12 protein-coding genes are annotated in these 11512 nt (G+C 50.5%); 4 read left to right on the plus strand and 8 right to left on the minus strand.

The window, feature by feature from the left end; all coding sequences use genetic code 11:
• Positions 1 to 135: 135 nt before the first annotated feature.
• The 7 genes from FIM25_RS01140 to FIM25_RS01170 form a co-directional block, all read right to left on the minus strand.
• Positions 136 to 591, minus strand: a complete 456-nt coding sequence (locus FIM25_RS01140) for a hypothetical protein (RefSeq protein WP_139445304.1) — start codon at positions 589 to 591, stop codon at positions 136 to 138.
• Positions 592 to 881: 290 nt separating this feature from the next.
• Entirely contained in the window at positions 882 to 1187 is a 306-nt protein-coding gene (gene flgM, locus FIM25_RS01145; protein WP_139445306.1) for a flagellar biosynthesis anti-sigma factor FlgM, read from the minus strand.
• 149 nt (positions 1188 to 1336) lie between these two features.
• A complete protein-coding gene (locus FIM25_RS01150; protein ID WP_139445308.1) occupies positions 1337 to 1726 on the minus strand; it encodes a DVU0524 family FlgM-associated protein in 390 nt (129 codons plus the stop codon).
• A 160-nt stretch (positions 1727 to 1886) separates the two neighbouring features.
• Complete coding sequence (locus FIM25_RS01155; RefSeq protein WP_139445310.1) at positions 1887 to 2390, minus strand: NUDIX hydrolase; 504 nt, start codon at positions 2388 to 2390, stop codon at positions 1887 to 1889.
• A 115-nt stretch (positions 2391 to 2505) separates the two neighbouring features.
• Complete coding sequence (locus FIM25_RS01160) at positions 2506 to 3789, minus strand: class II fructose-bisphosphate aldolase (RefSeq protein ID WP_139445312.1); 1284 nt, start codon at positions 3787 to 3789, stop codon at positions 2506 to 2508.
• A 146-nt stretch (positions 3790 to 3935) separates the two neighbouring features.
• The gene (locus FIM25_RS01165) at positions 3936 to 4541 is read right to left on the minus strand and encodes a LysO family transporter (protein WP_139445314.1); all 606 of its coding nucleotides are present in this window, start codon (positions 4539 to 4541) and stop codon (positions 3936 to 3938) included.
• Complete coding sequence (locus tag FIM25_RS01170; protein WP_139445315.1) at positions 4538 to 4837, minus strand: LysO family transporter; 300 nt, start codon at positions 4835 to 4837, stop codon at positions 4538 to 4540. Before FIM25_RS01170 ends, FIM25_RS01165 begins: the two co-directional genes overlap by 4 nt.
• Before the next feature lie 320 nt (positions 4838 to 5157).
• Here FIM25_RS01170 and FIM25_RS01175 point away from each other — a divergent pair, with 320 nt between their 5' ends.
• Positions 5158 to 6999, plus strand: a complete 1842-nt coding sequence (locus tag FIM25_RS01175) for an LTA synthase family protein (RefSeq protein ID WP_139445317.1) — start codon at positions 5158 to 5160, stop codon at positions 6997 to 6999.
• A 77-nt stretch (positions 7000 to 7076) separates the two neighbouring features.
• The gene (locus tag FIM25_RS01180; RefSeq protein WP_139445318.1) at positions 7077 to 8948 is read left to right on the plus strand and encodes an MFS transporter; all 1872 of its coding nucleotides are present in this window, start codon (positions 7077 to 7079) and stop codon (positions 8946 to 8948) included.
• Between the two features lie 96 nt (positions 8949 to 9044).
• On the opposite strand, the gene FIM25_RS01185 is transcribed toward FIM25_RS01180, so the two are convergent.
• Entirely contained in the window at positions 9045 to 9335 is a 291-nt protein-coding gene (locus tag FIM25_RS01185) for a hypothetical protein (protein ID WP_139445320.1), read from the minus strand.
• A gap of 53 nt (positions 9336 to 9388) precedes the next feature.
• Between FIM25_RS01185 and FIM25_RS01190 the strand changes: the two genes are divergently transcribed.
• Both FIM25_RS01190 and FIM25_RS17485 read left to right on the plus strand, forming a co-directional pair.
• Positions 9389 to 10150, plus strand: a complete 762-nt coding sequence (locus tag FIM25_RS01190; RefSeq protein ID WP_139445322.1) for a DUF3450 family protein — start codon at positions 9389 to 9391, stop codon at positions 10148 to 10150.
• Positions 10150 to 11511, plus strand: a complete 1362-nt coding sequence (locus FIM25_RS17485) for a MotA/TolQ/ExbB proton channel family protein (RefSeq protein WP_246051942.1) — start codon at positions 10150 to 10152, stop codon at positions 11509 to 11511. Before FIM25_RS01190 ends, FIM25_RS17485 begins: the two co-directional genes overlap by 1 nt.
• Position 11512: the final 1 nt, after the last annotated feature.

Below are 11512 nucleotides of genomic sequence, written 5' to 3' on the forward strand. Positions count from 1 at the left end.
ATGGAAGGACAACAACCGGGCCATTGAACGGTGGCTGAGCCGGGGCAGCCAGCGGAAAAAAACTTGTATCATTTAGGGCAGGACTTCAGAACAGGCCTTTTTTGCTGTACAGGTGTTCTTTTCCGGTGAAAGAATTCAGAAGAAGTCTCCCCTGCGGAATTTTTCCACTTCCACCCTGGCCAGAAGTGCTGTTCTCTTTGCAAGGTTGCCTGAAGGGTTTTCCTCCTGTTCCATGCTTTCCTTCATAAGGGTTTCGGCTTCTTTTTCCAGGGCTTCAATCATGGTTTTCAGCTCACGGATTCCCTGATCAGGGTTCATCAGGGCAGAAGAAAATCTTTCCATGTTACTCACAAGATCCCGGGTACGGTCTTCCATACTGGAAGAATCAAAAAGTCCGGCAAAGCCCATGGTTCTGGGGGGCGGCAGGGGAGATTGTACCGTCATGCTGCTGGAAGATGGTGTCATGGGAGTCATGGCCGTTTTGAGGGCATCCTGAAAGCCCGTTCCGGAAGTTTTACTGGACGAATCCTTTTCCGTATTTCGGATATCAGGGGCCGGTGTATATTCGGGGCGGTTTGTAATGCGGTCCATACGGCCTCCTTATTCAAAGGGGAATCTCTTTAGGAAGTATTTTTAGCAAATGTAGTGCCAGACTTAAACTCAGCAGGAATGTTTTTTTACTGGCAGGCCTTTATTGGGCTTGATTCTTTATTATCTGCAGCCTGAAGATGTCTGTATTACAGTTTTTTAAGGGAGAACAATTCGGGCACATACATGGTCTGAAGGAAAGGGGCAGGGGAGGGGATACCATCAGCGGACAAAAACCGGTAGGAACTTTTTTCCTACCGGAAGATTTACGGGCATTAAGGAGGAACATTTTTCTATATCATGGAATCTCTGTGGGCAGAGAACATTGCTTTGGCAATACGTTCCGGGTCCGGCGTATATGTACCGCTCTGAATCTGGTATTTGAGTTTTTCAATACGCTCTGAACGCAGGTCTCCCACAGTTCTGGAGTTCGTCTGTCTGGTTTCCATGACTTCCCTTGAGTCGCTGGAAATACTCACCCTGTCTGCTTTGTTTTCGGCCTGGGCTTTGTGGCTGCCCTTTGCTTTTTCCCTGTCCTGCTGTAACTCTTTTGTAAGAGAGCTTGTTTTGGCCCCCGACAGCATTGTATGAATTTTCATGATTTCCTCCCTTCCCTTTGCATCATATCTGCCCGAAAATCTTTTTTGATCTGTACCGAATTTTATACGGACCCTGATCCTTGAATATCTGTTAAAAAAAGATTTTCGGCCGGGTATGATTTATTATGTATGTTTTATACTGTATAAAATTAAAAGGTATCCAGCCGTTTGAGTACAATTTCAGCCCCTTCCAGAGAGACCCTCTGCGTTTTTTTTCTGTTCTCATTATCCAGGGTGTTATAGATGAATTCCTTTGTCCTGGAATCACAGGATGCAGATGCTTCGGATTCTCTCGTGCTTTTTTCTTTTTTTACCTGTGTCTCTTTTTTATCTGTTTCCTGTGAACCGTCTCTGGTGATTTTCTCCACAATGTCTGATGTTATTTTATGTATCATGCTCTCCCGTTTGCCTTCAGCTGAAAGGGTCGCAGAATTTTCGGAGTCAGGGTTTGTGCCATTCATATCCTTAAGGCGGTCCTGGGTTATCTGCCGACTGTAGAGCTTCAGTACATTGTGAATCTGGTAGCTCGGTACATGCATGGCCCACTCCTTTATGCTGGTTATACTATCGGCCTTTAAAAAGGGGAGCTTTAGTCCTTTTGTTTTACTTTGCACATTTTTTTAAAAAAAGATTCTATGGTTTCTGATGATTTTGCATTTTATACGGTCAGATAAACTGAACTGGATGTTTTTTTCAGATTCAGGACATATAAAGATCCCGATATATACGCACAAAGCGCATATGGCTGTCAAATGCCAGGGGTGGCAGCTGGTCCATGGGAAAGAAGGCAATGTCTTCGGCATCGTCTCCTGATTCCGGGTTGCCTGAAAAGCTGCGTACAAGAAAACCTGTAATAAGTACGGCTCCGTACATGGCACTTGGGTGGGCTGTTACACCTATGAGCTTATCTATTTTACCCTGTAATCCAGTTTCTTCCCTCAGTTCCCGCAAGGCTGTCTCTTCGGGGCCTTCCTCCAGCTCCATGAAGCCGCCGGGAAGACACCATTCTCCTTCTTTGGGCGGAACACCGCGCTTGACCAGAAGAAGATGGTTTTCCTTGTTCAGAACCAGGGTGCATGCTGCCGGGATGGGATTTTCATACATGATTTTTCCGCAGCTGCCGCAGCAGGACCGCATCCGGCCTTCGGTGAAATGCTCTTTCAGGGAACCGGCGCAGAAGGGGCAGAATATTTTTTTCTGCATATTTTTTCCTTAAAACCTTTTTTTGCTGATTTTTGCAGAATCCGAATTACTATGGCTCTGATCCGGCAGTCTCTTATGTGCCTTAAGAAGACTGCCGGAGAACAGAATCGGGCACTTATTCGTCAAAGTCTCCGTCAGGGCCTTTATCCGTGTCCATGAGGGAGGCTTTGTGTATGATTTTTTCCCTTGTCCAGTCTGCGGGGTCTTCAATGCGCTGGGCTTTGGGGCCGGGATCAAAACTCTTTTTTTCAAGGATTTCTTCCATGACAAGATCCGCCGTATCCTTTGCATTGAACACATTCACCAGAAGATCATAGGTGAAGGCTTCAATGCGGGCAGCCATGCGGTCCCGGATTTCCTTGGGCTGTCCTAGAATTTTATTTTCAAAGGGAAGGTTGAGTTTTTTGAAGTTGCTTCCCTTGATGCCCCTTTCATCGGCATAGGCTTTCATTTCCGCCCATAGGCTGTCATCCAGACCCTCTCCGATAATTTTTTTCACATCACCCTTTTCATCCATCACTGCATTACCAAAGGGGTTGACTTCCATGCCCCAGCCTATCATCTGCAGGGCTGTGGCCACATTGGCCTTGGTGGTGGCGGTTTCCTTTGCAATGCGTCGGAGTTTTTCCGCATCATTGCCGGAAGTGCCGTGCTGGGCACCGGATATTTTATAAGGAGCAAGGGCCTTATGGATTTCTGAGGTCAGTTCAATCTGTATGCCGTCTTCATTGGCTTCAATCCCGTGGGTGGTACCGTTGTTAAGGGCAATCCAGTTGGGGAAAATACCGTGGGCGTTGAGGCCCTGAATGAGGAAGAGGGCTTCTTGTGGTGTGGAAAGACCCTGATTGCCTTTGATCTCACCTACTTCTGTTTCGAGTCCGGCCCAGGAAGGGATGAGGTCGGCAACGGCAATATTGGTGAGAAGGTTGAGATCATCGGGCATGTGGGAGGCATCAATGGCAATGGAGGTGATGCCAGCCTCAAAGAGGGAGGGAATTTCCCTGCGGGCACCGGGAAGATCACTTTCTTTTTTGATGCCGTAGTGGTCGGCGTGTATGGCCACGGGGATGGTAATGCCCAGTTCATTGGCAATGGCATCCACTTGACGGGCCATGTTCCAGAGGCTTACAGGGCAGTAAGCATCGGCTCCGCCTTCGGACCTTGCAATTTCAATGATGATGGCTGAGTTGGCTTTCTGGGCCGCCTGAAGAACGCCGCGGATGATGACATGGCTTCTGGCATTGGCGGCAATGGTCATGCACTGGCCTTTTCTGATCATGGCATTGTCAATGTATTTACCGCTGACCAGAAGGGCTTTGGAGTTGGGAAAAAGGCGGGTGATATTGGGCGGACGGCCTGTCTGTATGGCCTTTTCAAAATCCGCATTGTACAAAGTCATGAAAATCTCCTTGGGGTGGCTTTTTTGCAGCCCCGGTTTGGAAAAGGGTTATGAAATCAGGGGCCGGATTCTGGGGCCCGTTTGTTTATGGCAGGGGACTAATATTATATACGACCGGTTCTTTATAATGAAGAAAGTCTGTAAGATCAAGCTCCGTAAGAGAGAATGGCCGTTACCAGAACTGGGGTGCATAGGGTAAGGACAAGGCCGGAGAATACGGCGATGATGGCAAATTCTTTGCCCGTGAATCTTACAATGACAGGCAGGGTGGTATCCATGGCCGTTGCTCCACCTGCGGCTATGCCCGACAGCCTGCCGCAGTAGCGCACCAGAAGTGGGGTCATAGTGAGGGCAAGGATTTCCCTGAAAATGTTGGAAAGCAGGGCAATGAGACCAAGGGTTTCTCCGGATATTTTTGTAATGAGAATACTGGAAAGGGAATAGTATCCCATGCCTGCCCCCACGGCAGCTCCTTCTTGAAATGACAGGGGAAGGAAAAGGGCTGCCACAAGGCCGGGGGCCAGTATGGAACCTGAGGCAACCATCAGGGGAAGTAGTAGAAGGGAGGGCCGGATACCCCGTAACATTTGAAGGGTTTCCCTTCTGCCTCCAATGCTTACTCCCACAAGAAAGAGAAGCAGATAGAGGGCCATGCTGGAAAGGGTTTCCGCAGGAAGTTTTTGAAAAAAGGGCAGAAGAAGGGCGCAGCCCAGCCCTGCAAAAAAAGCCGCTATTATTTTAAAGCTGCTCATCTTATTTTTTGATCCGGAGATTTCTTCTGAGTTTTAAAAAGAAGGGGGTAGAGGGGCCAGACCAGCAGAATGCTGCCAGCTGTGGCCGCAAGGCTGAGGATGAGGGCATAGAATCCGGTTGGGCCTATGGCCGAGAGAATTTCAGGCTGAAGCCCTGCGGCAAGCCCCAGAAAAAAAAGAAGAAGATAAACCGCAAGGCTGGCAGCCTGATCTGCCCTGTGCAGCAGCCGGGGTAGCCTGCGGAGCATAAACCCAGCAAAGAGACCTGTGATGAGAAACAAAAGTACCGTCTGCATGGATGCTTTTATCTTTCTGAAACATTGGGTAGCTTTATGGGGATGAAAAAAGGAGCCTAAGGGGTCAGGCAATTCTGCTGAGTGGGGGCATACACCGGGGCATCGGTGTCTGTCAATACGGTTCTCGGGCCGGGTTAACGGAGGCTGCCTGAGAGCCTGGTGCAGGGTTGGTGAAGTGTCTGTTTTTCCTGTGACTATATCTTAAATGATGGCTGGCGGTAAGGTCAAAGTTGTGGTATTGCTCCTTTTCTGTTTCCAGGCTTTTTTAAGCAGATTATACTGCTATATTCCGTCAATCCAAAAGACAGGTTTTTACTTTAATGAGATTTCCAGGATATGCAGGGGGTCTGTCTTTTTCCCTGGCACCCTTTACTCTGCTGGCCCTTCTGATACAGCTGCTTTTTTATATCAAGGTGATGGACAAGCAAATCAGCGGGTTTGGCTTTCCTCTGGATATCATTCAGGTGAGGCTTATGGCTTCCGGTTTGTTTTTTACTCTGGTGGCGGGGGAATTCTGCGCCAGGATTTTTCACAAAAAACGAAGATGGGGGCGTTCCGTACTCTGGCTGCTGCTGGCTGTACAGATCCTTGCGGGTTTTTATCATATCCGTGTGAGGGCATATTTTGATCCTGTCATTTTACTGGATAATGCCGGGGCACTGAGCTCTCCGGGGGAAGTCTTTTATGTGCTTTCCTCGGTTTTTCAGGTCAGTGATTTCTTTCTCATTCCCCTGATTCTTCTTATTCTGTCTTTTTTTCATCTGGGAGCAGGGTCGGGAAAAAAGATTTTTTCTCCTGTGATACCGGGTGCCCTGATGGTCCTGATGCTGATTCTGCCCCTGCGGCTTACGGACCAGGGGGGATATCTTCTCCAGAGAAGTATCGGTGTATTCACAGGAAATACCGCAGCCGCTTTTATTATGGAAAGCCGTATCCATGGGGAAGGCTCTTTTTCTTATCTTCAAAATTTAACATCAGGACACAGTCGGTCCGAGGCTCTGCCCGATATCTATCTTATCATGGTGGAGTCCTTTAATCCCTTTTTTGTGGAATATGCCCACGGTGAAAGGGCGGTTACGCCATTTTTTAATAGTCTTCTGGAAAAAGGGGTCTATGTGGAGTCCTTTTACGGTAACTCAATTCAAACGGCCAAGGGCCATGTGGCCACCCTCTGTTCAGTGCTTCCCGCCATCCGGGGAAAAATAATGGAACAGTTTCCAAAAATCCGTCTGAATTGTCTCCCGGAAGTTCTCGCAAATGAAGGGTATCAGACGGCCTTTTATCAGGCCCAGTATGATATTCTTTATGATAATACAGGGCCTTTTTTTGAGAAAAACGGGTTTGAGATTGTCCGGGCCATGGATCAGGATATGCTGGAAGGTGTACCCTCCCATGCCCTCTGGAGTCCATGGGGGCTGCAGGAGGATGTTTTTTTTGAGAAGGTTTTCGGGGATCTCGAGAAAAAAAGGGATGGGGACAGGCCCCTTTTCTGTGCCCTTGCCACCATCACCAATCACATGGGATTTTCAGGCCTCCCGGAGTCGGAAATGCGGGTGGTGGATGCTCCTGAATCTTACCGGGATCTTTATATGAACTCCCTTGCTGCCACGGATGCCTGGTTGAAGGTGTTTTTTGAAAAACTGCATGGGGTGCCCGGGGGGCGGGAGGCGCTGGTGATCATCACCGGAGACCATGGCCATCCCATGGGAGAGTCCGGCACCTATGCTCCCCAGGTGGGGTTCGGCGAGAGCAATTTCCGTACACCTCTTCTGATTGTCTGGCCGGAGAAGCTTAAACCGGGGCGCATTAAAGACAGGCCATACACCCAGGTGGATATTGCACCTACCCTGATGGATCTTTTGGGTATTGCCGGTACATGGCCATGGATGGGGCAGTCTGTTTTCTGGGATGATGAAGAAAGGATGCATTATCTGGTTCAGCCTTATAATGGTCAGTTTTTTGTGGTTCTGCAGGGCAGAAAAAAATACGTTTACGGTGCGGAGCTGGAAGAAGAATATTTTTTTGACCTTGAAAAAGATCCCATGGGAGAGGAAAATATCATTGAAAAGCTTTCTCCGGAAGATCTGCGGCTTTTTCGTCAGGCCGTGGCCCGCATGTACAGCCATCAGGAAGTGATAAGGGCAGATCGTATCCGGCCATAGATTATTTCCATGTATCCTGAAAACACATCCGGGGCGTGAAAAGAGACAGGCTCATCAGATCACAGGGGATAAATAATATGATAGCAGGTAAAATTATTGTGAGCAGGCGCTTTCTTCCTTTTTTTCTTACTCAGGCAAGCGGGGCCTTCAATGACAATGTCTTTAAAAATGCCCTGATGCTTCTCCTGGCCTTTACCGCAGCATCGGCTCTGCCCTGGGACACCAATTTCACTATGAACCTTGCCGCAGGTCTTTTTATTCTGCCCTTTCTTCTTTTTTCTGCCACAGCGGGCAGCCTTGCCGATGGTGTCTGCAAAACCCGCCTGATCCGTGCGCTGAAGATTACGGAAATGATCCTGATGGCCCTTGCGGCTCTGGCCTTTTATTTTCACCTTTATTTTATTCTTCTGGGCCTTCTTTTTCTCATGGGGACCCAGTCTGCTTTTTTCGGGCCTGTAAAATATGCGGTGATTCCACAATTGCTGAATGATGAAGAACTTCTCGCGGGGAATGCCTGGGTGGAAATGGGAACCTTTCTTGCCATTTTACTGGGCACCATTGCCGGAGGACTCCTGGTGGGCTTTGAAAATGCCGCACTGTGGACGGGTGTGATGATCGTTCTTTTTTCCCTTCTGGGATACCTTGCCAGCCGCATGATTCCCTTTGTAGGAAAAGTGGGGGCGGCATCATCATTTTCCTTTGCTCCCTGGTCCCAGACCCTGGAAATTGTCCGCATCAGTTATGCCAACAGAACCCTTTACCTTTCCATTATGGCCATCAGCTGGTTCTGGTTTCTCGGAGCCAGTTATCTGACCCAGTTCCCCAATTTTACAAAAAGTGTCCTCATGGGGGATAATACCGTTGTGACGGCCCTTCTCGTGGCTTTTTCCGTAGGGGTGGCAATTGGTTCCATGCTCTGTGAACGTCTTTCGTCGGATAGGGTGGAACTGGGTCTTGTGCCCATGGGGTCTATGGGTATCAGTCTGGCAGGCCTTGCCCTTTACTCCGTCAGCCCGGAGCCGGGAACGGGCGAGCTGATGAACATCGGGGCATTTCTGGCCCAGCCCCACGGTCTGGCTGTATTGATATGTCTGGGCTTGATAGGTGTTGCGGGTGGTATCTTTATTGTTCCCCTGTATGCCCTCCTGCAGAAGCGGGCAGAACCAGGCCAGCGGGCCAGAGTCATTGCCGCCAATAATATTTTCAATGCACTTTTCATGGTGGGAAGTGCCCTTGCGGGCATTGTCTTTCTTTCCATTTTTGAGCTGGCTATTTCCCATTATTTTCTCGTATTGGCCATCATGAACCTTGTGGTGGCCCTTTATGTGTATATTCAGGTGCCTGAGTTTCTCTTGCGCTTTGTGGTGTATCTCCTTACCCGTGCCATGTACCGGGTGCGCAGTGAAAATCTGCATCACATACCCGAAGAAGGCCCTGCTGTGCTGGTTGCAAACCATGTAAGCTTTGTGGATGCCCTGCTCATTGCAGGTACATGCAGGCGGCCTGTGCGTTTTGTCATGGAAAGGGCCATTTACAGGCTTCCAGTTCTGAACGCCCTGTTCCGTGCCGCAAAAACCATTCCCATATGCAGTAAAAAAGAAGATCCCATTGTTTTTGAGAAGGCCTTTGACAGCGTTGCTTCGGAACTTGCCGAAGGTAACCTCATATGTATTTTTCCCGAAGGCCGGCTGACAAAAAATGGTGAAATGAATCCTTTCAGGCCGGGCATTGAGCATATTCTTTCCAGAAGCCCTGTGCCTGTGGTGCCCATGGCCCTTCAGGGGCTGTGGGGGTCCTTTTTCAGCCACGAGGGAAAGGGTGCCATGAAATTCAAGGGGCGTTTCCGGTCCAGGGTGGGGCTTGTGGCAGGAGAGGCCGTGGCTCCGGAAATGGCTTCAGCAGAGCTGCTTGAGGAGCGGGTGAAGGCTCTGAGGGGAGATTTTGCATAGTTTTTGTTTTGTGGTAATTGTTCAGCACAGTTTTCCAAGTACAATACCTGTCAGGCAGATGCACAGGCCCCCAGGCTATTTGCCCGTGACGCAATCTTATTCGGGAGCTTCTTGTCCTGTGCGGAAGCGGCAAAAACTCGCAGCCACAGGCAGGATGAGCTTTTTTATTACCATAGCAGGCTTAAGTACGCTGCCTTGTGGCAGCTCAGACAGTTTGCCGCTTCTTTCGCACAGGCCTTCTAAGCTCTGATCCGAAACGATTGCAATGTCACTTGCATATAGCCAGGGGGCCTTGCAAAAGCACGAAGCTGCTGCAATTACAGGGTTGGAATTTCGGAATTCATTTTGCTGCACAGCAACCCACGCCGTGTTACGGCGTTTTGTCATAAAGTAACTTTTGAAGTTACTCAGAAGTTAGATCTTGTGAAGGCTGGGAGCTTATGAAAAAAATCAGACAGTCATGTTTTTGCCTCTGTCTTGCAGGTATTTGTCTTCTGTCCGCAGGCAGGGTTGTGCAGGCGGGTGTTCTGGAAGAAATGGATTCAGTCCTTACCGTGGCCCTGGATGCCCAGGCAGAGGCCGATGCCTTTTTAAGGGAGCGTCAGGAGGAAGAAGCCTTTCTTATGCGTTTACGCATGGAGGTCGAAGCCCTTCATTTTGAAAACCATATGCTGGAAAAACGCATTGCCGGTCAGCACCAGAAACTGGAGGGGCTGGAGGCGGCCAGTGATCCCGGCAGGGTGGCCCGTCTGGTGGAGCCCATGCTTGGCAAACTTGCGGCTGCACTGGAAGAACGAATGGAAACCCTGCCGCCCTTTGGGATGGAAGCCCGGAAGATGCGGGTTCAAAGGTTGCGTGAGGCCATGGAAGACGGAGAGAAAAATACAGAAGACCGCTTCCGTCTGCTTCTGGACTGCATGGAAGCGGAGCTGAACCTCGGGGTTTTTCCGGATATGGAACCGGGCATATGGGAAAAGGAGGGGGAGACCCTCAGGGGGCTTTTTTTGCATTTGGGGGCCGCAGGCCTTTTCTTTCTTTCCCCGGATGGTGACATTGTGGCCCGCTGGGATGGAGAGACCCGCAACTTTCATCTGCTGGAGAGCAGGGAGGCCAGGGCTGTGGAAAGGGCCCTGGCCATGGTAGAGAGGCGCATGCCCACGGAGCTGATTTCCCTGCCCGTTTCTTTGCAGGAGGTTCCGTGATGCGCTCTGTTTTTATAAGTCTTGTGCTGATTCTTTTTCTCTTTTCTCCATCCCATGGGGAAAAGCTCCTGCCCCAGGACAGGGTTCTTCAGGGGGTTAGGGAAGATGCGGCGCTGCAGCGTCAGATTCTTGGGAAGGAAAGGGAGGACCTTGCCGCACAGCGAAAGTCTCTGGAAACAGAAATCAGGGAATTAGAGGCGGCAAACCGTAAAAAAAAGGCAGATCTGGATACTCTGATGGCCCGCACCCGGCAGGCAGAGGCCGAAAGGGAGACTTCCCGTAGTACGGAAATGGCCCTGCTGGCCATGATGGCCGATGCTGCAGACCGTTTTGAAACCCTGCTGGGTTCCGGCATCACCCTGCCCCTTAAGTCTCTGAAACCCAAAGGCGATGCCCCGGAAGACCGCCTTCGCTCCTTTCTTGAAACCCTGGATTTTCATCTCAGGGCTTCCGACACCACGGCAGTGGAAAGTCATTCCTTTATGGGCCGGGATGGTCGCATGCATGAAGCTCAGGTGCTGCGTATTGGAGCCCTGGCCGCCATGGGGCAGGATGCCGGAGGCCGTCCCCTTTTTCTTGTAAGCCACGGAAGCGGGGAAATGTATAAGCAGGCCCGGAGGCTGCCTTCCCGTTCCGAGGGTCGTGCCATTGAAAGGGCCCTGACCGGAGAAGGGGGAGGGATGCTTCCTGTGGATCTTTCCGGAGGTACGGTTCTGGATACGGAAAGCGGCGGCAGGGGGTTGCGTGACCGGGTAAGGGAAGGGGGACTTCTCATCTGGCCCATCCTTTTTCTGGGGGTAGCGGGTATCATAATTTTTATTGTCCGTGCCTTTGATCTTTTCCGCCTTTCCTTTTTCAGAGGCGATGCGGCCATGGTGATAAAGGACAGACTGCATGGCAGGCAGGGGGACTGGGGTTTAAGGGCGGCAAAGAGTCCGGGACTTTCCATGCTTGTCATGGCTGCGGATCTCAGGGATGAGGCCCCTGAAGTCCGGGAACAGATGCTGGAAAGTGCCGTGGCGGGCTGGTCGGATAGAATGGAGCGGGGTATTGCCAGCCTCGGTGTGATGGCCGCACTGGCGCCCATGCTGGGCCTGCTGGGAACGGTAACGGGCATGATGGCGTCTTTTCGTGTCATGAGCCGAATGGGTGCCGGGGATATCCGGCTCATGTCCGGAGGCATTTCCGAAGCACTGGTTACCACCCAGTGGGGTCTGGCCGTGGCCGTGCCTTTGCTTCTGGCCCATCATCTGCTTTCGAGAAGGGCTGAAAGGCTGGCTCTGGATGCAGAGGACAGGGCAGCAGAAGCTTTGTCCCTTATGGAAAAAGTGTCTGATAATCCGGATGGGGAAAAGGTATAGC

Source organism: Desulfobotulus mexicanus, assembly GCF_006175995.1.
Lineage (GTDB): Bacteria > Desulfobacterota > Desulfobacteria > Desulfobacterales > ASO4-4 > Desulfobotulus > Desulfobotulus mexicanus.

Excerpts from the sequence above, each read along its gene's own strand:
- FIM25_RS01140 (WP_139445304.1), bottom strand. The coding sequence starts at position 591 with ATGGACCGCATTACAAACCGCCCCGAATATACACCGGCCCCTGATATC.
- flgM (WP_139445306.1), bottom strand. The coding sequence starts at position 1,187 with ATGAAAATTCATACAATGCTGTCGGGGGCCAAAACAAGCTCTCTTACA.
- FIM25_RS01150 (WP_139445308.1), bottom strand. The coding sequence starts at position 1,726 with ATGCATGTACCGAGCTACCAGATTCACAATGTACTGAAGCTCTACAGT.
- FIM25_RS01155 (WP_139445310.1), bottom strand. The coding sequence starts at position 2,390 with ATGCAGAAAAAAATATTCTGCCCCTTCTGCGCCGGTTCCCTGAAAGAG.
- FIM25_RS01160 (WP_139445312.1), bottom strand. The coding sequence starts at position 3,789 with ATGACTTTGTACAATGCGGATTTTGAAAAGGCCATACAGACAGGCCGT.
- FIM25_RS01165 (WP_139445314.1), bottom strand. The coding sequence starts at position 4,541 with ATGAGCAGCTTTAAAATAATAGCGGCTTTTTTTGCAGGGCTGGGCTGC.
- FIM25_RS01170 (WP_139445315.1), bottom strand. The coding sequence starts at position 4,837 with ATGCAGACGGTACTTTTGTTTCTCATCACAGGTCTCTTTGCTGGGTTT.
- FIM25_RS01175 (WP_139445317.1), top strand. The coding sequence starts at position 5,158 with ATGAGATTTCCAGGATATGCAGGGGGTCTGTCTTTTTCCCTGGCACCC.
- FIM25_RS01180 (WP_139445318.1), top strand. The coding sequence starts at position 7,077 with ATGATAGCAGGTAAAATTATTGTGAGCAGGCGCTTTCTTCCTTTTTTT.
- FIM25_RS01185 (WP_139445320.1), bottom strand. The coding sequence starts at position 9,335 with ATGACAAAACGCCGTAACACGGCGTGGGTTGCTGTGCAGCAAAATGAA.
- FIM25_RS01190 (WP_139445322.1), top strand. The coding sequence starts at position 9,389 with ATGAAAAAAATCAGACAGTCATGTTTTTGCCTCTGTCTTGCAGGTATT.
- FIM25_RS17485 (WP_246051942.1), top strand. The coding sequence starts at position 10,150 with ATGCGCTCTGTTTTTATAAGTCTTGTGCTGATTCTTTTTCTCTTTTCT.